The organism is Neobacillus sp. SRL179 (assembly GCF_984799095.1).
In genome coordinates this window covers 497,127-518,875 of sequence record NZ_OZ481792.1, presented here as the reverse complement: position 1 = coordinate 518,875, position 21,749 = coordinate 497,127, and the positions used below count along the sequence as shown (strand labels likewise).

Genomic DNA, 21,749 nt, shown 5'->3' with positions numbered 1-21,749 from the left:
ATAATACCCAATATCCCACCTTGTCATTACTAGACATGCACGCTGCATTTTTTCTATGTTTTTCTCATACACTTTAAAAAATCAAATACCATCACAGGCGGCACGACTATAAGCCATTTTCCATAAGATATGAATAAGAAGTGAGACTAACCTTCTGATGGAAGGGAAAGATGTGGTGCTTCAAAATGAAAAACTACCCAGCCTATCACCATTCATTTCAAAATCTTCAGGAGAATGGACTTTCGTTCGAGCAGGTCTTTGAGCGAATTGTGGCATTCATGAACATACATCCCAATGGCAACTACCGCCTTATGGTGGGGACAGATTCACAAGTACACAAATCCCATACTGTTTTTATTACTGGAATTGTCATTCAAAACGAGGGAAATGGCGTGTGGGCCTGTATAAGGAAAGTAACAATTCCTAGGAAAATGATCCAGTTACATGAGCGAATTTCATTAGAATTGTCCTTAACTGAGGAAATTGTTTCGATGTTCACAGAAGAGAGAAAGAATGAATTAATTTCGATTGTTCTTCCCCATTTATACAAAGGTGCCACCTTCACGATGGAAGGTCACATTGATATTGGGGCAGGTAAACGAAATAAAACTAGGGAGTTCGTCCAAGAAATGGTCACCCGAATGGAATCAATGGGAGTGGAACCTAAAATCAAACCAGATGCCTTCGTTGCCTCGAGTTATGCCAATCGATACACAAAATAAAAGGATGTCCCAACATAGAGTCAGCTCCTCGACTAAGTATGTAGTAATAATAAGCAGCTACATGACATTGAGCGAGGTATCAAACCCTAGTGGGACATCCTATTATATACAAGCTAACTCAACCTTTACGGTGGTTCCTTTTCCGAGTTGGCTTTCAATTTTCATAGTTCCATTATGTTCTTGGATAATTTTGTTACTAACCGTTAAACCCAGCCCAATGCCTTTATCTTTCGTGGTGTAAAAGGGAGTTCCGAGTAAATCCATCACCTTTGAGTCTATTCCGAATCCTTCGTCAGAAAAACTAATCTCGACCCTATTCCCCTCTAGTTCATGAACCTCAATATGGACAATGCCGCCGTCCTGCATCGCTTCAATGGCATTTTTTATGAAATTGACAAACACTTGTTTTAATTGATTGGGGCTGCACAATAAGGTGATATCATTTGATTGATAATGGGTGACGATTTGTACATTATGTAATAAGGCTTGCGGGTGAAGAATGTTTACTGTACTTTCTAGAATGTTCTTTAAGCTTTCTCGCTCAAATTGAATAGCTTGCGGTTTCGCTAACGACATAAATTCATTGACAATCCTATCAATCCGGTCCAGCTCATCCATGATGATGGAAAGGTAATTCCCCTGTCGATCATGGTCTGTTGTACCTTTTAGCAGCTTGGTGAATCCTTTTAGTGAGGTTAACGGATTTCTAATTTCATGAGCAACACCCGCTGCTAATTGTCCAATAATCGATAGGCGATCTAAATTACGAAGGGCATCATCATTTTTTATTCGATCTGTTATATTTCTGCCAACCGTTACATAGGACTCCACCTCATTTTGATCATTAAAGATAGGCGTAATGGTTGTCTCAGATTCTATCGTCTCATGATTACCGCATACCACTTTGGTTTGAAACAATTGGGGCTCTCCCGTTTCTACTAGTGTTTGATAGACTTTCTCAAGTTTTTCATGGTCTTCTAAATCGATCACATCATAAGCCGTTTTTCCTATTAATTGCTCTGGAGTTAACCCAATTCCATTTTTATGTGATGGGGAAGCATAGATGATAGTCTTGTCTTTCGAATAAAGCTTTATCATATCTGTTGTATTTTCGGTAATTAACTTATACAACTCTTGGGTCTTTTTTAATTCTCGCTCAGTATTTTTATATTGAGTAATATTACGATAAATCGCGATCATGGCGATAATTTCTCCTGCCTTGTTTCGAAAAGGAGAATAAGAGACCGCAATATCTAGCAGATTCCCATTTTTATGATAACGTTGTGTCACAATATCATGGAAAAATTCCCCTTCTTTAATTGCCTGCAAAACCCCAATCAATTGATCTGGATTAGGAAATTTTTCGTATATCTTTCCCAAAACATCTTCTTCCGTATAGCCAAAAATTTCCGTAAACATATGATTGATCCGAATGACCCGATCTTCCACATCGATTATACATATTCCATCTGCTGTGCAGTCAAGGAATAGATTGATAAATTCATGATCATAAAAGGCAGACTCAGATTCATTATTAAAAGCAGGGAAGCCCTTCGCCATAGTATTCTCTCCAAACACTTTAGACTCTTACTCCTTATTTTACAGAATCTTACGATAAAAGGAAGCGAAATTTTCACTGGTGTCAGGCACCAAAAACGCTTGGTCACATAAAGTGGCCAAGCGTTTTTTCAAGTTAATAGATTATAAGGCTGCCTCAATTTCTTTTGCCATGGATTTAATAGATTTTAAACCGCCGCCGCTCAAATACCAAGTATCGGAATTAAGGTAGACAACTTTATCATTTTTGTAGGCATTCGTTTTTTGAACGAGTTCGTTTTCAACGATTTCTTTCGCGCCAATTTCTCCGCCCACTGCAGTAGCACGGTCAATGACAAATAATACGTCAGGGTTTTTCTCCATAATATATTCAAACGTAATACTTTGACCATGTGTGGATACCTCAATATCCTTATCCGCAGCACCAAAGCCAAACACATCATGGATTAAACCAAAGCGGGAATTAGGTCCGTATGCACTCACCTTGCCCTCATTTGCTAAGATAATCAGGCCTTTACTATCAAGAGCAGACGCCTTTTTGTGCACTTCTTCGACATTTGCTTTAACGTCCTTTAACTCGCTGGCAATTTGATCTTCTTTGCCAAAGATTTCACCAATGAGATTCATATTTTTCTCAAACGATTCCATGTACTTTGTATAATCAAAGTCTATGTAAACGGTTGGCGCGATTTCAGCGAATTGATCATATAATTCGGCTTGACGGGCTGAAATGAAAATTACATCGGGGTTCATCGCATGAATGGCTTCAAAGTCAGGTTCTTTTAAGCTGCCGACATTTGTATATTTTTTATCTTCATATTTCTTCAAATAAGAAGGTACCACTGTTTGTGGAACACCTGTTACTTCAATACCTAACTCATCTAAGGTATCTAAAACACCAAAATCAAATACGACTATTTTTTTAGGGTTCTTTTCCAGCTCTGTTTTACCATATTTATGTTCAATCGTTATTTTCTCTGTTGTTGTCTTACTAGTAGATGCTGTTTTCGATTGACCTTCTTCCTTGGAGGTTCCTCCACAAGCAGCTAAAACAAGAATTATTGAAAAAATTAAACCAAATAGACTCCACTTTTTCATCATGATCTCTCCCTTTTAAGAATTAAAATAAACACAAATTCTGCAGTTGTTCATTTCTTGAATCGGTATATCCATATCATAAATTTCATTTAATGCTTCGGATTGGATAATCTCTTCTGTTGGTCCATCTTTGACCACTCTGCCATCCTTCATGGCCACGATCCAATCGGAATAAACAGAAGCAAAGTTAATATCATGAAGCACAATAACAACGGTTTTTCCAAGTTCATCGACCAAACGGCGCAATATTTTCATGATCTGAACGGAATGTTTCATATCCAAATTGTTCAGTGGTTCATCGAGCAAAATATACTCGGTGTCTTGAGCAATGACCATCGCAATAAAGGCACGCTGCCGTTGTCCTCCGGATAATTCATCTAAAAATTGGTCCTCCATTTCAGTTAGATGCATGTACGCTAGAGATTGGTCAACAATCCGCTCATCTTCATCCGTTAACCGCCCTTTGGAGTAAGGAAACCGGCCAAACGAAACCAGTTCACGGATCGTGAGCCTTACATTCATGTAATTCGACTGTTTTAAAATCGAGACACATTTAGCAAAATCATTCGATTTCATTTTGCGGACATCCGACTGATCGACGAGCACTTCACCTGTATCAGCATCAAGCAGACGGCTGACCATGGACAACAGTGTTGATTTCCCCGCACCATTCGGCCCAATAAAAGAAGTGATTTTACCGCGTTGAATATTGACAGTTACATCCTCCACAACCGCTTTCTTACCATAAAATTTCGATAAAGACTTGACCTGGATCATGCTGATTTCCTCTCCTTCAGTAATAAATAGATGAAATAAACACCGCCGATAAAGTTAATAATCACACTCAGTGTGGTCGAGAAGGTAAAGACTCGTTCGACTACCCATTGCCCGCCGACTAGAGCGATCACACTCATCGTCATCGCACCGCTTATCAAAACCTTATGTTTGTAGGTTTTAAAAAATTGATAGGAAAGATTAGCCACAATTAAGCCGAAAAAGGTAATCGGGCCAACCAGCGCAGTGGAGATCGATATAAAAACCGCTACAATGACCAGCATCTGTTTCACGACGGAATCGTAAGGGACGCCTAGATTAATAGCCACCTCTCGGCCGAGCGATAAAACATCGAGATATTTCACAAAGCGCCAGGCATATACCATCACGATAGCGACAATAATCAGTGCCAGCCACACTAAGTCGGAATTGACATTATTAAAACTAGCAAACATCCGGTCTTGAACAATTTGAAATTCATTCGGATCAATTAACACTTGAAAAAAGGTAGAGATACTTGAGAAAAAAGTACCGACAATAATTCCAACCAACAGTAAAAAGTAAACCGACTGACCGCCTTTTTTAAAAAGAAATTTATAAAGTAACAGGGCAAATAGGATCATAACAGCGACTGAAAGTAGAAAGTTTACTTGTTTATCCACAACAATCATATGGTCAGATCCCAAAAAGAAGATTATGACCGTTTGTAAGAGCAAATAAAGAGCATCGAGCCCCATAATGCTTGGTGTCAAAATACGATTATGGGTGATAGTTTGAAATACAACGGTTGCATAGGCAATCGTGAACCCTGTAATGACCATGGCAATCACTTTAATGGCCCGGCGTGGCAAGGCATAATCAAAACTTCCATTTAAATCATGGAATAAATAGGCTGCACAGCAGACCGCTGCAAGCAGGACAAGGATAGTCATTCTTATGGAGTTACGCATAGGTCTTCCTCCCAAACAAAAGGTATAGGAAAATCCCGCTGCCGATCACGCCAACCATGAGACTAATGGAAATCTCATATGGATAAATAATTAACCTTCCTAAAATATCGCAAACCAGCAAAAAGTTAGCGCCTAATAGGGCTGTATGCGGCAATGTTTTTTGTAAATGATCCCCTTTAAAAATAGAAATGATATTAGGAATAATCAGACCTAGGAAGGGAATCATGCCGACGGTCAGGACGACTGTTGCCGTAATTAGCGCAACAAGGATCAGACCAATATTGACGACCCTGCGATAAGACAAGCCTAAATTTTTCGAAAAATCTTCACCCATTCCGGCTACGGTAAATCGATTTGCATAGAAATAGGCGATAATCAAGATTGGAATGCTTATGTATAGGAGTTCATACCGTCCTTTCATAATCATTGAAAAATCACCTTGCAGCCAAGCTGACATATTTTGAATGACATCTGCTCTATAGGCAAAAAAGGTGGTCACGGAAGATAAAATATTCCCGAACATTAAGCCTACAAGCGGAATGAAAATAGCATCCTTAAATTTAATTCGATCTAGTATTTGCATGAACAAAAATGTCCCGGCCAGTGCAAAAGCAAAGGCAACAGCCATTTTCTCCAGCATAGAGGCGTTTGCAAACACTAACATTGACACCAAAATCCCAAGCCTGGTTGCATCCAAAGTCCCCGCCGTAGTTGGCGAGACAAACTTATTTCGGCTAAGCTGCTGCATGATGAGGCCGGCGATACTCATCCCTGCCCCTGCTAATAAAATCGCTACTAACCGCGGAACTCGACTGATCAAGAAAATCTGCGTTTCTTCAGAATCGAAGTTTAATAGGTCCATCGGTGAAAGATTACTAACACCCACAAACAATGACACTCCAGATAAAATAATTAAAGCCAAACCTAAATATCGTTTTTTCATCGCTGTCCCCTACAGTTCAATTAATAGGTGATATTGAAAATCATTATCATTTGTTTATATGTTCAATTATAACATTGCATGCTGCTAGGCTGTCAATTAGTAAATGAGAATTTCTATCAATTATGTAGAGGAAAATTTTTGCTTTTCGCCACTGAAGACCGTTTTTTAAATGTGATGGGAATATAACTCTTTTTTTCCATCCTCTAACATAATGGACTTCCACTCTCACATAAATTGTGCTTAGGAGGTGATGGTTTGAAAAAAAGGCTGTTTGCATTGATAATCCCGTTCATTTTTTTATTGTCAGGCTGCTTTGGCGATCCAATCCAAGATGACCTGCTGAATTATTTAAACAAGGAAATGAAGGATGCGGGTAAATTAGAGGCTGCGGCTGTTTCTGCCTATGAAGGTGTATCTGGGGCAAATTATAAAGATGACCAAACCATGTACGATGCCTTAACCACAGATGTGATCCCAAATTATAATGAATTTATTCAAGAATTAGATTCAGTCCAGATTGAGACAGAGGAATTACAGAAAATTCACGAGATCTATATCGAAGGTGCTGACATTCAATACAATGCCTTTGTGAAAATTAAGCAGGCTTTAGAAGATCAGGATGCGGGGTTAATACAGGAAGCGAACGATATGCTGGCAGATGCTAGAAAACATATTCGTGATTATAAATCTAAGCTGAACAAACTTGCCAAAGAACATGATGTGAAAATTGAACAGGAATAATGATATGAGAAGAGTAGTGACAGTCCCGTTACAGGCTGTCACTGTTTCTTTATAGTGAGGATTGATGCTTCCGTACGATTTTCCTTTTTTCGCATCGGCGGTACTTGTAAGTAGGTCAAGGCCCGCCACACCCACTCTAAAGGGCCATAATGAAAAAAGTGCAGCCAAATGGAACTGAACGTCAATTGGATGATGTAAATGGATACACATACAGCTAGTGATTGGATATAGGTGATGTGATTCGTTACATCCCATATCCTGCCGGTCAGCAGGATTAAGGCTGTTTGAGCAAGATAATTGGTGCAGGCCATCCTGCCATACCTTTTTAAAGGAGATAATATTTTACGAATAAAGGGTAGTTGCAAAAGTAAAATCATACTCCCTGCATAAAAGGCAGAAACAATTGGGCCAATTGCGATGCCAATTGTAATAAACCGATGAATCTTCAAGTAACTGGCACTTGGCACCTCGCCAAATATAAATGGTACAAATTGATATTGATAGATAAGGCCAGCAATACTCAGGATCAACATAAGGACTGTAAAAACGATGATTTTTTTGATGTGGTCGGTGGTATGTTCAAATATCCGATATTGACCCGCCGCGATTCCTAGTAACATAAGTGGAATTACCATCAATATTTTAACTGCAAAGATACTCAAAACAATTAACAGGGCGATGCCAGCCACTAGGTTAACTATTTTATTTACTTTATAAAATGGCAGGAGAATCAACCCAGCAATCGCATAAACGGTTAATGCCTCACCTGGATGAAACCTCATATGGACTAAACCGAAGATAAATAGGACGAGCAATCTCCGCAAAAATAACACATAACCATTTTTTCCCTTCGCGTTGGCACGAGTAATGAAAATATAAAACCCAACACCAAACAAGAAGGTGAAAATCGTATAAAAGCGCCCTTCCACAAATAAGTATAAAAACCGCCAGTAAGAGGCATCCAGCGAATTGGGCTGTGGCGGGACAGCCATCAACAATGGACCAATGTTAACCAATATAATTCCAAGCAGCGCAAAACCGCGCAAATAATCCAGCGTCTCAATTCGTTCTGTTACCTCTACTGATTTCATTGCAATCTCCTTACTGGTACTGTCACCCATTTTACTATTATCTTTATTATATACTGTAAACCAATACCATGAAGCATCCTTTACATTGTCCATCAATGGTGGAAACCTGTCCACGTTTAGTGCCTGACACCCTTAGAAATTTATTGATAGTTATGAACATAGTTACACTTTCAATCATAATTTATATATATAAGGTTATGTAAATGAACCGTGGCTTCCCATAAACCACGGCTTGATAAATTTGATAGGCAATCGACTTACTAATCCATCCTTTGTCGGCCAAACAAGGTTGGATTGTTTTTTTGCTGTTTGTTTCTGTCCATTCGGAACACCTTTCTTATTAGAAATCCTCAGGGCAAACTTACTCGTTATGGTACATAAATGGTTTTAACATGCTCGAGATTTTGATAGACGATGTCCCCCATTGCGGTGATGACTGTCAGCTGGTTGTCTTGTACATCTCCTAGAACCCCGATTTTCTGACTGCTCTCTCCCCCATCAATGATCACAAATTGATTGATTACCTTTTTACATTGCTCCGTAAAGGATCGGGCCAATGGAACTGTACTTGTTTTTAGAAGCAGTGACTCACTACTTTGAGAAAAAGGGGTAACATTATCTGGATAAGGAATTAACCATTTTACATGGTGCATTGAAATATACATTGATTTGTATACTGGTGAGTTAAAAACAAGGTAATCATTCATGATACTCGTTACATAGCCATGGATGGGTTTATTTCCTGTTACATAGAGTTCAACAAATCGTCCTCGGGCGTTAGTAAGAATCTTTCGAAATGAAATGGTCATAGAATCCGATTTAATAGGCTTTTCACCAGGTAAATCATATACTTCATCATCCTCTAGCGTTATTTCTTTCCACCATTGAATGTGGACTGCCGGAATATATAGGAAGGATTGGGTCTTCCCCACATACAAAACCACAATGTCCAGCCCAAAATCAACTAAGATTCCTTTATAATAGTGTCCTCCTGAAATCTCAAGCTCAACATTTTTTCCCACTAAGTCTTGAAAATGATTCATGTTAACCTCTCCTTACCTTCTTTTTATTGAAGTACTCCACCAAAAATTCCTGAAACCCAATAATATAAAACGACTAACGTAAACAAGGTAGCCGGCGGTATCACCACAGCTGTAATTTTCACATACTCCCACCACGAAAATTTGACTTTCCCTTTCCTGATAATATGCATCCACATCAAGGTTGCCAATGTTCCCATTGGAAGCAGGAGCGAGCCCATGTCACTGCCGATAACGTTAGCTAAATAAGCTACTTTTAAGGTAAGCAGTGGTAAATCCATATTTGTTAATGTCAGAGTTCCCACCATGAGGGCCGGGTGATTGTTAAAGATATTGGAGAGAACCGATAATAGTGCCCCCATCAACACACTCGCATTGAGCAAGCTGCCCGATACCATCGGCCGCATGAATCCGATTAACCAGTGGGTTAGTCCAATATTATTCAGACCATAAATAATGACATACATACTAAACGCGAAGACGAGAATATACCATGGAGTCTTTTTGATCATATCGGTTGGCGGTATTTTTAAATAAGCCCATCTCCAGCCTAAAAGGACAAGAGAACCAAATACAGCCATCGCTGAAACGGGAATCCCTATATAGGAAGCAACAAACAGGCTGACACGGACAGCGAAGACAAACAGCAGGACATTGCGCATAAACTTGGATCGTTCTTTTTCAGAGGAATACTGTGGTTTTAGTGGATGATAGGATGAGAATGATAATCCAGCTACTTTAGTTGGTATTGTCTTTGGTAAAACCTTTTTAAAGCGCAAATAGAGTAGAAAAACTAAGAACAGAAGCCCGAGGGTTGCTGGAACGAACATCATCGCTGTATGCAAATACAAACTCATATGAACGATTTTCAAAGCGATAAGGTTTACAATATTACTTACTCCAATTGGTGCACTTGAAGCTGTGGCGATTAATCCCCCTGACAATAAATAGGGAATCTTTTGGTGATTTTTTAACCCCATGTTGTTAAGCAGCATGACCAATATAGGGGTTGTAATCAAAATACTTCCATCATTATTAAAAAACAGGGTCATGAGAAAGCATAGTAGATTGACATACCAGAATAAGCGAATTCCCGATCCCTTTGCCTTAGCTGCCAGCTTTTCTGCCACCCAGTTAAAGAATCCAAAACTTTCTAAGACAATCGCCATAACGATGGTGGCAATTATCGTAATCGCGGCACCACTTATCGTTTCCGTAATGACCCCGAGGTCGGACAGTGAAACGCTGCCGCTTAGTAAAACAAAGATGGCACCAATTGTTGCAGGAATTGCTTCGTTTACTCCTCTTGGCCTCCAAAGAATAAAAATGAGTGTAGCGACAAAAGACAATATGGTAATCCAAACCATTGGTTGTAAAGACATGTTGATCTCCTTTCAATCTAGGTAGTGATTCATGATGTAATCATGAGACGACACTGCCTCCTCCACCGAGTTTGTCCGCTCCTGTCCCCCCCTTCCATTTATCTCTCTGTATGGTTGTACTTCATTTATATGTAACCCAAATCAGACAGGCTCTAGGTTTGTACCCTTTTCCCGATAAATCCACAATCATCTAGATAATAAAAAGGGTGACAGGCACCACGGATGGACAAATGTCCATCCATGGTGCCTGTCACCCTTACTCCTCTTAGCACAATGTATATAATTTCATTAATGTATTCCCTAATGATAGGTATTTGTAGTTTCCACCTAACACTCAATCGAATAGATCAAAAACCGTTCATTGGGATTATGCTCCGAAACAAATGGGACGAGCACTTCCTTTTTTAACCTAAAAGCAGTGTCATTTTCTAAGAAGAAGATATACTCCGGGGACGGGTAGTACAAAACAAGCTCAGCCTCCCGCGGTGATTTTTCTAAGGAAAGCAATATATTGTTAATAATTTTCCGGAAGATTTGAATAGAAAAGGGATTGAAAAAGTAAAAACGATTATCTAGTTCCCCTATCTTATAGTCTTCTGCCAAGCAGCAAAGAAACTGAATTTTATCTTTATAATTCTTTTTTGCATACGTCTGTTGATTATGGAGTGCCTCTTTATAGAGAGATTCATTCATCTCAATCCCTACTACATTTGCATCATAATAATAATGAAGATAAAAGTTCAGCCGCCCTTTCCCGCATCCAAAGTCAACAATATGATCACTGCTTTTCACCTCATAATGATGAAATAACTCTTCCAGTGCACTATAGGGTGTGGGCTCATAGCGATGATAGTGCAGAGACTTGTTAAAGCCTTGCTGGTCACCACGGGTTTTAATGTTAAGTAATTTATCAAACTGATATTCTTTCATCGATAACTCCTTCATGATAATCAAAGTTACCTCTATTATGACATTATTTTAAAAAAACTGGAGCCTCTGCCCCCATAGTAAACTAAACAACAATAAAAAAACACTTAGACTACTAAATCGGCCTAAGTGTTTCCTTTGTTCTTATTTTTTATTACGAATTTTCTTGACCTCATCCGCTACAAATTGAACATTGGTCCCTACAATGACCTGAATGCTTTGTGGCCCAACGATGTTAATCCCTGGTACACCAGTAGATTTGATTTTCTTCTGGTCGACCGCATTCATATCTTTCACTTCAAGTCTTAACCGTGTGACACAGTTATCAACGGAAACCACATTTGCGTCGCCGCCTAACCCTTCATAGATTGTGGCTGCCATTGAAGCAAATTTACTGTCTCCTTTGGCACCTTCAACCTCTTCATCTTCATCATCTTCTTCACGACCTGGAGTCATTAAGTTAAACTTCACAATAATGAAACGGAATAAGAAATAATAAATCACTGCAAACACTAACCCTTGGACAATTAACATGTATGGCTGATTCGCAATTGGATTTCGCAAACTTAGGAAAAAGTCAATAAATCCTCCGCTGAAAGCGAATCCAGCCGTCCAATGGAAAAGTGAGGCAATCATCAATGAAAGGCCTGTTAAGATAGCATGAACAAGATAAAGCATTGGAGCCAAGAACATGAAAGCGAATTCAATTGGTTCTGTAACTCCTGTAAAAAACGCCGCGAAACCTGCTGCTAACATTAAGGAAGCGACTTGTTTTTTCTTCTTCGTTTTTGCTGTATGCACCATGGCCAATGCCGCTGCAGGTAATCCGAACATCATAATCGGGAAGAATCCAGCCTGATACATACCTGTAACGCCCTTTTCTCCCTTACCGGCCAAGAAGTTACCAATATCATTGATACCTGCAACATCAAACCAAAACACCGAGTTTAAGGCGTGGTGTAATCCTGTTGGAATTAATAATCGATTGAAGAAACCGTATAGGCCAGCACCTAAAGCACCTAAATCACTGATTGTTTTACCAAATGCAACTAATGCTGTATAGATTACAGGCCAGAGAAAGAATAATATGCCGGATACTACCAGCATGGACAATGCCGTCATAATCGGTACTGATCGTTTCCCACTAAAGAAGGCCAGTGCATCATGTAATTTCACATGTGAGAAGCGGTTGTACATCATAGAAGCTATAATACCAGAAATGATCCCGACAAAGGCATTATCGATTTTCCCAAACGCTGGGTCCACCTTGGCAGGGTCAATACCTTCTAGTAAGGAAACCGTGCCCGTTGAAAGCAATGTAGTCACAACGAGGAAGGCAACCAATCCACTCAAAGCTGCTGAACCGTCTTTCTCTTTCGCCATCCCTAAGGCGACCCCTACGGCAAAAAGAACCGGGATATGATCAATAATGGATGATCCTGCTTTAATTAAAAAGGCTGCTAATGGACTGTCCGCCCCCCAGCCTGTTGGGTCAATCCAATAACCTATACCCATCAAAATGGCAGCAGCCGGCAATACCGCTACTGGTAACATTAAGGATGTTCCAAGTCTCTGAAAATACTTCTTCATGGTCCTACCTCCAATTTAAGTTATATTCTTGCAAGCAAAACAACAATTTTCTAAAAAACAACGATAAAATAATTTCTATAAACATTGCTGTTTTGCATGTCTTCGTTTAAATGTACACCTCCTTAAGATGTAACTTAGTATTATCATACGGTCTTGTACCTGTTACTATTACATTATCTTATATTAAAATTAGAGATACTAGGGTAAATTGTCGGTTTTTTACATAAAAAGAAAAAAACAGATGGAATACCAGGATTAGTTTAATCCCAGGTATACCATCTGCTTTTTAATGTGAATATTTTTCCCCTCTACTTTTCCGAATAGAATGGATAATAAATGTAATAACAAAGGCAAGGATCATCACGATAATAAAAATCTCATTTGGAATTTCGATATCGATGAGTGTCAGCCCCATTTTAAAAGCAATAAAAGTAATTAAAACATAAGCCGTTGTTTCAAGCTCGGGAACTCTGTTCATTAAACTAATAAAGAATGTCGCGACTCCCCGCATTAACAGAATTCCAATCATACCGCCCAGTAAGACCACCCAGACTTCATCTGAAACCGCTAAAGCAGTCAGAATACTATCAACTGAAAAGGCTAAGTCCATTAGCTCGACACTGATAACTGTTGCCCAGAATACACCAAAAGTTGTTGTTAACCAACCCGTTGGCTTACGTTCTTCTTCCTCTTCTTCGCCTTCTTTACTTTTATACTTGTCAATAAAGAACTTGACGGACAAATAGAGCAAATAGAGCGCCCCAATTAATTTAATAAACCAAAGTTTAATCAAGAATGTCCCGAGGCCAATAAAAATAAATCGGAATACATACGCACCCCATAATCCATAGACCAATGCCTTCTTTTGCTGTTTCTTCGGCAATGGTTTGACAAACGCAGATAAAACCAAGGCATTATCTGCAGAAAGAATACATTCTAGTACTGCCAATGATAAAATGAGTCCCCACGATTTTGGGTCGCTCAACACTTCTGCCCACATATGCCAATCCAGCATCGAAGCAAAGGTCGATGAAATCTCTTGTAACATGATCATGTCTCCTTTAATATTACACGCTTGTTTCTAAGTTAGCTTGAAATGATTTATTCTATACTAAAACAGTATAGTATTTTCATCTTATTTTCAAATATCCTGCTAGACTGATCAATTTTCATTAGCATAAAAATAGCCGGCTCTAGTGGAAACATCCACTTAAGCCGGCTTGGCATCATACTTATTCCTTTGCTTTCCCACCATAATACTGTTCCAACCGGGCAGGAATCGTTAACATAGTCACATCTAAAATTTGAACTAAGTAAAAGTGTTGTTTTAGCGGCAGGGTGGCGGCCGAAAACTCCCGCATTAAGATCTGAATAAAACCTTGGGCCATGATTAACCAAAAGCACCGCAGGTCAACCCGATTGGATGGAGCTACGGTGCTTTTTAACGCGTCTATATAGAACACTTATTTATTACCAAAAGAAGAACGGAAAAAAACCAAATCCAACAAACGGGAAAAATACTGGCCCTCTAAAAAACGGCCTCGGCCCCCAAAAACCATACCCGTAACCGCTACTAGAGCCGGATGGGCTTAATTCCTCAATCTCAAGACCCTCTTTTGTAACCTTAGTCACTTTACCAATTGCCCATTCTCCTTGCTTATTTTTGAACTGAATCATCTTACCCTTTAAACGCAGTGCTTGATTATAATCTAATTGCATGTAAAATCTTCCTCTCATAATGGACTTACTTTAAAATATGGAGAGAGGTCTTTTTGTGGAAAGGCTAGCAACCCAACATGTCCTATTATTTTTTAAGAACATCAAAAAAACTGCGAACAACGTGTTTATACTACCGACGACCACAGTAAAAAGTTGTATCAAGATTTAAAAATATTTTTCATTCCAGTACAATGAACATGATAATAGGAGTTAATCTGCAAGATCTGATTGAAGTGAAGAAAACAAAACATGAATGGTGTGCTGTTATCTTGTAATTAAGGAGGTTTACCTAATGACATTAGGCTATAAGCCAGCTGTCCATTTTAACCATGTCAATTATTCAGTTGATGGTACCCATATATTAAGAAATATTACCGGGTCCTTTCCGGAAGGCTTTATCACCACTTTAGTCGGCCCCTCAGGAGCTGGAAAAACAACCTTGCTTAAATTATGCAATGGACTGCACTCGCCACATTCAGGAGAGATTTCAATTAAAGGGAAACTGATTAATGATTATGAACCGGTGGATCTGCGCCGGCTGGTGGGAATTGCCCTTCAAAGTGCACCCATGATAAGCGGAAGTGTTTTAAAAAATCTCAACCTACCATTAGCCTTGCAAGGAAAGCAACTAGCCGAACATGATGCTAACCATTTACTGCAAGATGTGGGCTTGGGAGAGGAATATTTGCATCGGCCGATCCGAGATTTATCAGGCGGACAACGTCAAAAGGTATCAATTGCTCGGACATTGGTCAATCATCCACAAATTTTATTGTTGGATGAAATCACTTCTTCGCTTGACCGTGTGTCCCAGCAAGAAATTGAAGAACTGATTGTAAAAATTAATCAAAAATACGGGACCACGATTATCTGGATTACTCATAATTTACAGCAGGCCATGACGATTGGTCACTATACATGGGTCATGATGCATGGAGAATTGATTGAAACCGGAAAAAGCGAGCTGCTTCGCTCACCAGTTCATGAGAAAGTGCGGCTCTTCGTAAAGGGGGAAGTGGAATGAGTTTTCTCCAACTAGCAATCGCTCTTATTTTTGTTATCCTTCCGCTCATTTTATCTAAAACGCTTCACCTAGGGCTGGAAAAGGACACGTTTATCGCCGTAGTCCGTTCGATCATTCAATTACTGGTCGTAGGCTATATTCTTAAATTTGTGTTTGATTCTGAACATATCTTGTATATTTTTTTAATGGTGACGATTATGATTGCGGCGGCCACGCAAAATGCCCGTAAAAAGGGCGTTTCAATTAAAGGGATTACATGGAAAGTAACGGTCACATTGGTCGTGATTGAGGTACTGACGCAGAGTATTTTACTTGGATTTCAAATCACACCTGCAACCGCCCAATATATCATCCCAATTAGCGGCATGGTGATTGGAAATTCAATGGTGCTGGCGATTCTCTTTCTCAACCGATTCACTTCGGAGGTAGAAACACATCAGGATGAAACCGAGCTCATTCTATCCCTGGGTGGAACACCTAAACAAGCGATACATAGCCAGCTTATTACCTCTATCAAGGCAAGCATGATTCCAACCATCGAAAGCCAAAAAACCATCGGTCTTGTCCAGCTGCCGGGAATGATGAGCGGCCAAATTATTGCAGGAGCCGATCCCTTGCAAGCGGTGCAATTTCAATTGCTCATCCTTTTTCTATTGCTAACAACGGCTGCTGTTACAAGCGCTATGCTTGGATATTTATCGTATCCAACACTTTTCAATCAGCGGATGCAGCTTGTAAGGACAAAAGCGGGGAATTAAAAAATGAGGAGCTAATCCGGGAGAGTAATTCCCCTTATTAGCTCCTCATTCTTTTTCTATAAAGCTTTTGCGGGTATCGAGGAGAGTTTCATGGATAACGGAAAGGCGATTAGCAGTAAACAAAAAATTAAGCCAATGACGCCACCCCAGCCAAAATGTGACCAAAAGAAGCCGCCTGCTGTCCCTGCCACGCTTGATCCAGAGTAATAAAAAAACAAGTACAACGAAGATGCCTGAGCCTTTGCTGTTTGCGCTCTTCTCCCCACCCAGCTTGAGGCGATGGAATGAGCCCCAAAAAAGCCAAAGGTGAAAATGGCGATACCGATTATTTTTAAAACTAACGGTTCAACAAGTGTGGTCAACGCTCCCGTTAACATAATTAGCAAACCAATCCATAAAACCTTTCTGCGTCCTAGTTTATCGGAGAGCTTTCCCATCCAGGTTGAACTAAAGGTACCCGTAATGTACACGATAAAGATCCAGCCGACAATCGTCTGACTTAAATGATATGGCGGGGCCAGCAATTGAAAGCCGATATAATTATATAAAGTGACAAAGCTTCCCATTAAAATAAAGGCAATACAGAACAAACATAATAGGGCCGGGTCTTTTAGATGACCTAGCAAGGATTTTAATAAACTTTTTAGGTTCAAGGGCTTCGGTGTGAAATAGTTGGAGTTCGGCAGATGGAACCAAAACCAAAGACTCAGCAGTAAGCTGATTACACCAATACTCCCCATAGCAATACGCCAAGAAAAAAGATCCGTAATGGAACCGGTTATAATTCTTCCCGCCATGCCGCCAATCGAATTCCCACTAATATAAATCCCCATCGCGATCCCGAGGCTGTTCGGTTCCACCTCTTCCCCGAGATAAGCCATAGCGATCGCGGGAAGACCTGCTAATACAAGACCCTGCAGAACACGGAAGATGATCAACGACCCAAAAGTCGGACTAAAAGCGGTTAACATGACAATAAGGGAAGAAAGAATTAACGAAACGGCCATGATTGGTTTCCGTCCCCATGCTTCAGACAAAGAACTGGTAAACAGCATCGCAACGGCCAACGTGAACGTCGTTACTGATAAGGTTAAACTACCCGTTGCCGCCGTAACATGAAACTCTTGGGTGAAAATAGGCATTAACGGCTGTACATCGTAAAGAATCGAAAACGTAATAAATCCCCCAGCAAAAAGGGCAAAATTAGCCTTACGAAAGGCAGATGTTCCTTGCTGCAGCTTACTCAACGAAAAAACCTTCTCTCCTCTTTCATTCTTACTTTTTTATTATACTACTGTACCGCTCTACTCCAGGAAACTCAAATAAAAAATGGTGTCAGGCACCACGAAAGGACATTTGTCCATTTGTGGTGCCTGACACCAATAACTACTTATTTATCGTACTTAGATAACTTTGATGTTATGGATCCTGATTTTCTTTCTTGTGGCCGAGCTTTTAGGTTGGAGGCCCAGGAGATTTTGGATTCATATTTTTGGGTATGTTCCTTTTTGACCAGGTTTTGTAATCTTTCTTTGTTCTTCTCAAGGGTTTCCTCTAACGCATGCAGGCGCCGTGAAGGAAAGGCAAGCCCTGCCAGAATCGTCGTGATGGTAGGATCTGATTCTGAGATATAGGTTCCCTCGAATAGTTCTAAAGGTTCGCCCACTCTCTCAAAAATGGATGGGACATTAATTAATTTTGCCATATTCTCCGGACCATCATAAATTAATCCCGCCCGAATGACGCCTGTCGATTCAATTGGGCAGAAGATAGATTTCACCCATGATTGTTGGATTTTGCTTGCTACATCTGTAGTGGTCTTCGCATCTGTGATCGCGGTTGATGATATTATCGTGACACCTCTTGTCCCGAGAATATTCATTAAATCGGTTTCATCAAAATTCCCATAAAATGAACTCTTTTTCGTTACTTGCAGCACACTTTTAATAGCTTCCATGACTTGATGATTGGAAGAAAGGTATATTTGGTGCTTGCTGGATTGCGGGTTTAACTTACGCATCTGATCATTGTCCACCAGGAACACAGAGGAAAGTGAATCTATTTTGGAAATTTGCTCAATACACTCCGCCGCATTGATGCGATTCCCTGCCAATACATTGCGATCTGGTACAACCGCAATCGCACCAATGCTGATACCAGGCAGTTGGTCTAATAATAGGTCCATGATCAGAGGACTCATCCCTGACCCCGTGCCACCGTCAGTAGAGAAAGCCACTAATAACAGTCTTATGTTTTTAAAGGAACGCTGAACAAAGTCAATTATCTCCCGATAATGTTCATTAACAGCTCGTAATCCTATCGACCTGTCCTGACCGGCACCATTATATCCTGGAATAAAGAACTTCTTTTCCACCTTTGTATTCACTAAACCATCACGCTGATTTGTATTGATCAGCGCAGCTTGGAAACCCATCGTCGCTGCAATTTCTGCGATATTGCCCCCTGCTTGACCTACCCCTAATATCCCAACAGATTTCATCACATCGCCTCCTTCTCTTTCTAAAATCATACTCCCATTTTTAAAAATTAGACTTTTCCATTTTAAAATGTTTAAAAAATTGGTGAAAAAGGAAAGATTATCTTGTCACTAGTATTAAAAAATTTATTTGAAAAAATTTCTATATTATACTAGATAATAGGACGAAATAAGGAGTGGATATGGTTGGATATTGAAATCGATGCTGGGGCAAAAGATTGGTTAGAATCTAAAGGAAATCAGTTAACAGTAAAAACACTAGACGTTAAAGCTTGCTGCGGCCCTGGCGTACAGGAACTGGTTGCCGTACCGGGAAAGCCGAAGGCTTTGACCCACTATCATGAAATTTCAATCGATAATCTCTATATATATGTACAAAAAAATATCAGAGCAAAAGAAAAACTCATTTTAAAGCTATCGGGGTTTAGTTTTTTAAAATCAATCTCCGCAAAAATTAGTTAAATGAACACTTGATTTTTATCTATTAGTGACAGCCATTCATCTTTTTCCAAGTAACTTTCATTTGCATCATTAATTCTCAATTAATATTAAAAAACATTACGGAATTCTTTTTTAACAGAGTCTAACTCAAAAAGGCATAATCCTAGAAAAAATGTAATCATTCCTATACAATTAATATGTACTGTAAATAATCAATGTTTAATTATAATAATTATTATATAGTTGTTGACAAAAATAATAACTCCTATATAATAATTAATATAAATAAGTAAAAATTATAGATAACTTATTAAATAGTAAAAATTGGACAAGCTATCTATGGTTTAATAAAACATATCTTAGGAGGAATTTTATAATGTCTTTAATTGGAAAAGAAGTACAACCATTCACAGCCCAAGCTTTCAAAAATGGAGAATTCATCGAAGTTTCAGATCAAGATTTCAGAGGTCATTGGACTGTTGTTTGCTTCTACCCAGCAGACTTTACATTCGTTTGCCCAACTGAGTTAGAGGATCTTCAAGACCAGTATCCAACTCTACAACAATTAGGAGTTGAAGTGTTCTCTGTTTCTAGAGATTCTCATTTCACACACAAAGCATGGCACGAAACTTCAGAAGCAATTGGAAAAGTTACCTACGGCATGATTGGTGACCCTGCACACGTTCTTTCTCGTCAGTTTGACGTATTAAGAGAAGAAGAAGGTGCTGCTGACCGTGGTACATTTATCATCGATCCAGACGGAATCATCCAAGCTGTTGAAATTAATGCAGACGGTATTGGCCGTGATGCAAGCCAGTTGATTGACAAAATTAAAGCAGCACAATATGTTCGTACAAATCCAGGTGAAGTTTGCCCAGCAAAATGGAAAGAAGGCGCTGCAACACTTAAGCCAAGCCTTGATCTTGTAGGAAAAATCTAAGGAGCACGATTCAAATGATACTAGATGCAGATATAAAAGCACAATTAGCCCAGTACCTTCAACTATTAGAAGGTGATGTGCTGCTCAAAGTTAGTGCAGGTTCAGATGAAGTTTCTCGTGACATGGTGGCTCTAGTGGATGAATTAGCCACCATGTCATCCAAAATAAAAGTTGAAAAAACAGAATTACAGAGAACACCAAGTTTTAGTGTCAATCGTATCGGTGAAGACACTGGGGTAACCTTTGCTGGGATCCCTCTTGGACACGAATTTACTTCATTCGTGCTGGCTCTCTTACAGGTAAGCGGAAGACCTCCAAAAGTCGATCAAAAGGTAATTGATCAGGTGAGAAGTATTAAGGGTGAATACCATTTTGAAACATACGTATCCCTAACTTGTCATAACTGTCCTGATGTTGTACAGGCATTGAACATCATGAGTGTTCTTAACCCTAATATTACCCATACGATGATTGAAGGCGGCGCTTATAAAGAAGAAGTAGAAAGCAAAGGGATCATGGCAGTTCCAACTGCTTTTCTAAATGGAGAACCATTTGGAAGCGGCCGTATGACCTTGGAAGAAATCCTTGGTAAGATGGGTAGTGCTCCTGATGCCTCTGAGCTTTCTAATAAGGAACCTTATGATGTACTTGTGGTCGGCGGCGGCCCTGCTGGTGCCAGTGCAGCGATTTATGCTGCCCGCAAAGGCATTCGTACGGGTATTGTGGCCGAACGCTTTGGTGGTCAAATTCTTGATACACTAGGCATTGAAAACTTTATTGGTACGAAATATACAGAAGGTCCTAAGCTAGCAGCAAGTCTTGAAGAGCATGTCAAAGAATATAATGTTGATATCATGAATTCCCAGCGTGCGAAATACCTGGAAAAGAAAGACTTTGTTGAAGTTGAATTGGAAAGCGGTGCTGTTCTAAAGAGCAAGACTGTCATTCTATCAACTGGTGCCCGCTGGCGCAATGTCGGCGTCCCTGGCGAAGAAGAGTTCAAGAACAAGGGTGTGGCATACTGCCCGCACTGTGATGGTCCATTATTTGCAGGAAAAGACGTAGCTGTTATTGGCGGCGGTAATTCCGGTATTGAAGCAGCCATTGACCTTGCAGGGATTGTGAAACATGTAACGGTTATTGAGTTTGCACCAGAGTTAAAAGCTGATTCTGTTCTGCAAGACCGTCTTTACAGTCTTCCCAATGTAACGGTTGTAATGAACGCTCAAACAAAAGAAATTACCGGTACCGATAAAGTAAACGGTATTACCTACGTAGACCGCGACACACAAGAAGAACATCATATTGAATTACAAGGTGTGTTTGTTCAGATTGGTCTTGTTCCAAATACGGATTGGTTAGATGGAACAGTTGAAAAGACAAGAATGGGCGAAATCATCATCGATAATCATGGGGCAACCACTATTCCTGGTGTGTTTGCTGCTGGTGACTGTACAAATAGTCCATATAAACAAATCATTATCTCTATGGGATCAGGGGCAACTGCAGCTCTAGGTGCATTTGATTACCTAATCCGCAACTAATGATCTTCATA

The 21,749-nt window shown here is 39.7% G+C and carries 21 protein-coding genes; 7 read left to right on the top strand and 14 right to left on the bottom strand.

Translation table 11 applies throughout. The features are described from left to right. The first annotated feature begins 185 nt into the window (after positions 1 to 185). Positions 186 to 722, top strand: a complete 537-nt coding sequence (locus AC4E8C_RS02580; protein ID WP_490210021.1) for a ribonuclease H-like YkuK family protein — start codon at positions 186 to 188, stop codon at positions 720 to 722. Between the two features lie 102 nt (positions 723 to 824). On the opposite strand, the gene AC4E8C_RS02575 is transcribed toward AC4E8C_RS02580, so the two are convergent. The 5 genes from AC4E8C_RS02575 to AC4E8C_RS02555 all read right to left on the bottom strand — a co-directional run bounded on the left by AC4E8C_RS02575 (position 825) and on the right by AC4E8C_RS02555 (position 6,044). Next, a complete protein-coding gene (locus tag AC4E8C_RS02575) occupies positions 825 to 2,282 on the bottom strand; it encodes a PAS domain-containing sensor histidine kinase (protein WP_490210019.1) in 1,458 nt (485 codons plus the stop codon). Positions 2,283 to 2,423: 141 nt separating this feature from the next. Continuing rightward, on the bottom strand, positions 2,424 to 3,377 hold the full coding sequence (locus AC4E8C_RS02570) for a siderophore ABC transporter substrate-binding protein (RefSeq protein ID WP_490212447.1): 954 nt from the start codon (positions 3,375 to 3,377) through the stop codon (positions 2,424 to 2,426). A gap of 15 nt (positions 3,378 to 3,392) precedes the next feature. Then, the gene (locus AC4E8C_RS02565) at positions 3,393 to 4,154 is read right to left on the bottom strand and encodes an iron ABC transporter ATP-binding protein (RefSeq protein WP_490210017.1); all 762 of its coding nucleotides are present in this window, start codon (positions 4,152 to 4,154) and stop codon (positions 3,393 to 3,395) included. Next, positions 4,151 to 5,101 carry an iron chelate uptake ABC transporter family permease subunit gene (locus AC4E8C_RS02560; RefSeq protein ID WP_490210016.1) on the bottom strand — a complete coding sequence of 317 codons (951 nt, stop codon included), beginning with the start codon at positions 5,099 to 5,101 and terminating at the stop codon, positions 4,151 to 4,153. Before AC4E8C_RS02560 ends, AC4E8C_RS02565 begins: the two co-directional genes overlap by 4 nt. After that, positions 5,094 to 6,044: an ABC transporter permease gene (locus AC4E8C_RS02555; protein WP_490210014.1), complete on the bottom strand. Its 951-nt coding sequence runs from the start codon at positions 6,042 to 6,044 to the stop codon at positions 5,094 to 5,096. Before AC4E8C_RS02555 ends, AC4E8C_RS02560 begins: the two co-directional genes overlap by 8 nt. Positions 6,045 to 6,299: 255 nt before the next feature. Here AC4E8C_RS02555 and AC4E8C_RS02550 point away from each other — a divergent pair, with 255 nt between their 5' ends. Then, positions 6,300 to 6,785: a hypothetical protein gene (locus AC4E8C_RS02550; RefSeq protein ID WP_490210012.1), complete on the top strand. Its 486-nt coding sequence runs from the start codon at positions 6,300 to 6,302 to the stop codon at positions 6,783 to 6,785. Between the two features lie 38 nt (positions 6,786 to 6,823). Here the strand turns inward: AC4E8C_RS02550 and AC4E8C_RS02545 are convergent, their stop codons facing one another. The 7 genes from AC4E8C_RS02545 to AC4E8C_RS02515 all read right to left on the bottom strand — a co-directional run bounded on the left by AC4E8C_RS02545 (position 6,824) and on the right by AC4E8C_RS02515 (position 14,534). Then, positions 6,824 to 7,876 (bottom strand): DUF418 domain-containing protein, encoded by a 1,053-nt coding sequence (locus tag AC4E8C_RS02545; protein ID WP_490212446.1) that lies wholly within the window; start codon positions 7,874 to 7,876, stop codon positions 6,824 to 6,826. 368 nt (positions 7,877 to 8,244) lie between these two features. After that, complete coding sequence (locus AC4E8C_RS02540; protein ID WP_490210010.1) at positions 8,245 to 8,919, bottom strand: DUF2642 domain-containing protein; 675 nt, start codon at positions 8,917 to 8,919, stop codon at positions 8,245 to 8,247. Between the two features lie 23 nt (positions 8,920 to 8,942). Continuing rightward, positions 8,943 to 10,298: an arsenic transporter gene (locus AC4E8C_RS02535; RefSeq protein ID WP_490210008.1), complete on the bottom strand. Its 1,356-nt coding sequence runs from the start codon at positions 10,296 to 10,298 to the stop codon at positions 8,943 to 8,945. Positions 10,299 to 10,625: 327 nt separating this feature from the next. Then, positions 10,626 to 11,228 carry an SAM-dependent methyltransferase gene (locus AC4E8C_RS02530; RefSeq protein WP_490210006.1) on the bottom strand — a complete coding sequence of 201 codons (603 nt, stop codon included), beginning with the start codon at positions 11,226 to 11,228 and terminating at the stop codon, positions 10,626 to 10,628. Positions 11,229 to 11,369: 141 nt separating this feature from the next. Further along, the gene (gene nagE, locus AC4E8C_RS02525; protein WP_490210004.1) at positions 11,370 to 12,815 is read right to left on the bottom strand and encodes an N-acetylglucosamine-specific PTS transporter subunit IIBC; all 1,446 of its coding nucleotides are present in this window, start codon (positions 12,813 to 12,815) and stop codon (positions 11,370 to 11,372) included. 286 nt (positions 12,816 to 13,101) lie between these two features. Then, a complete protein-coding gene (locus tag AC4E8C_RS02520) occupies positions 13,102 to 13,869 on the bottom strand; it encodes a TerC family protein (protein ID WP_490210002.1) in 768 nt (255 codons plus the stop codon). A gap of 416 nt (positions 13,870 to 14,285) precedes the next feature. After that, a complete protein-coding gene (locus tag AC4E8C_RS02515; RefSeq protein WP_490210001.1) occupies positions 14,286 to 14,534 on the bottom strand; it encodes a hypothetical protein in 249 nt (82 codons plus the stop codon). Between the two features lie 292 nt (positions 14,535 to 14,826). Between AC4E8C_RS02515 and AC4E8C_RS02510 the strand changes: the two genes are divergently transcribed. After that, positions 14,827 to 15,558 carry an ABC transporter ATP-binding protein gene (locus AC4E8C_RS02510; protein ID WP_490209999.1) on the top strand — a complete coding sequence of 244 codons (732 nt, stop codon included), beginning with the start codon at positions 14,827 to 14,829 and terminating at the stop codon, positions 15,556 to 15,558. Then, entirely contained in the window at positions 15,555 to 16,316 is a 762-nt protein-coding gene (locus tag AC4E8C_RS02505; protein WP_490209997.1) for an ABC transporter permease, read from the top strand. The genes AC4E8C_RS02510 and AC4E8C_RS02505 overlap by 4 nt, the downstream gene beginning before the upstream one ends. Positions 16,317 to 16,372: 56 nt before the next feature. On the opposite strand, the gene AC4E8C_RS02500 is transcribed toward AC4E8C_RS02505, so the two are convergent. Then, positions 16,373 to 17,563 carry an MFS transporter gene (locus AC4E8C_RS02500; protein ID WP_490209995.1) on the bottom strand — a complete coding sequence of 397 codons (1,191 nt, stop codon included), beginning with the start codon at positions 17,561 to 17,563 and terminating at the stop codon, positions 16,373 to 16,375. 143 nt (positions 17,564 to 17,706) lie between these two features. Continuing rightward, positions 17,707 to 18,816 (bottom strand): FtsZ/tubulin family protein, encoded by a 1,110-nt coding sequence (locus AC4E8C_RS02495; RefSeq protein ID WP_490209993.1) that lies wholly within the window; start codon positions 18,814 to 18,816, stop codon positions 17,707 to 17,709. Between the two features lie 183 nt (positions 18,817 to 18,999). Here AC4E8C_RS02495 and AC4E8C_RS02490 point away from each other — a divergent pair, with 183 nt between their 5' ends. From AC4E8C_RS02490 to ahpF, 3 genes are all read left to right on the top strand, one after another. Continuing rightward, positions 19,000 to 19,275, top strand: a complete 276-nt coding sequence (locus AC4E8C_RS02490) for a CC/Se motif family (seleno)protein (protein ID WP_490209991.1) — start codon at positions 19,000 to 19,002, stop codon at positions 19,273 to 19,275. A 355-nt stretch (positions 19,276 to 19,630) separates the two neighbouring features. Continuing rightward, the gene (ahpC, locus tag AC4E8C_RS02485) at positions 19,631 to 20,194 is read left to right on the top strand and encodes an alkyl hydroperoxide reductase subunit C (protein WP_490209989.1); all 564 of its coding nucleotides are present in this window, start codon (positions 19,631 to 19,633) and stop codon (positions 20,192 to 20,194) included. A 14-nt stretch (positions 20,195 to 20,208) separates the two neighbouring features. Then, positions 20,209 to 21,738 (top strand): alkyl hydroperoxide reductase subunit F, encoded by a 1,530-nt coding sequence (gene ahpF, locus AC4E8C_RS02480; protein WP_490209988.1) that lies wholly within the window; start codon positions 20,209 to 20,211, stop codon positions 21,736 to 21,738. Positions 21,739 to 21,749: the final 11 nt, after the last annotated feature.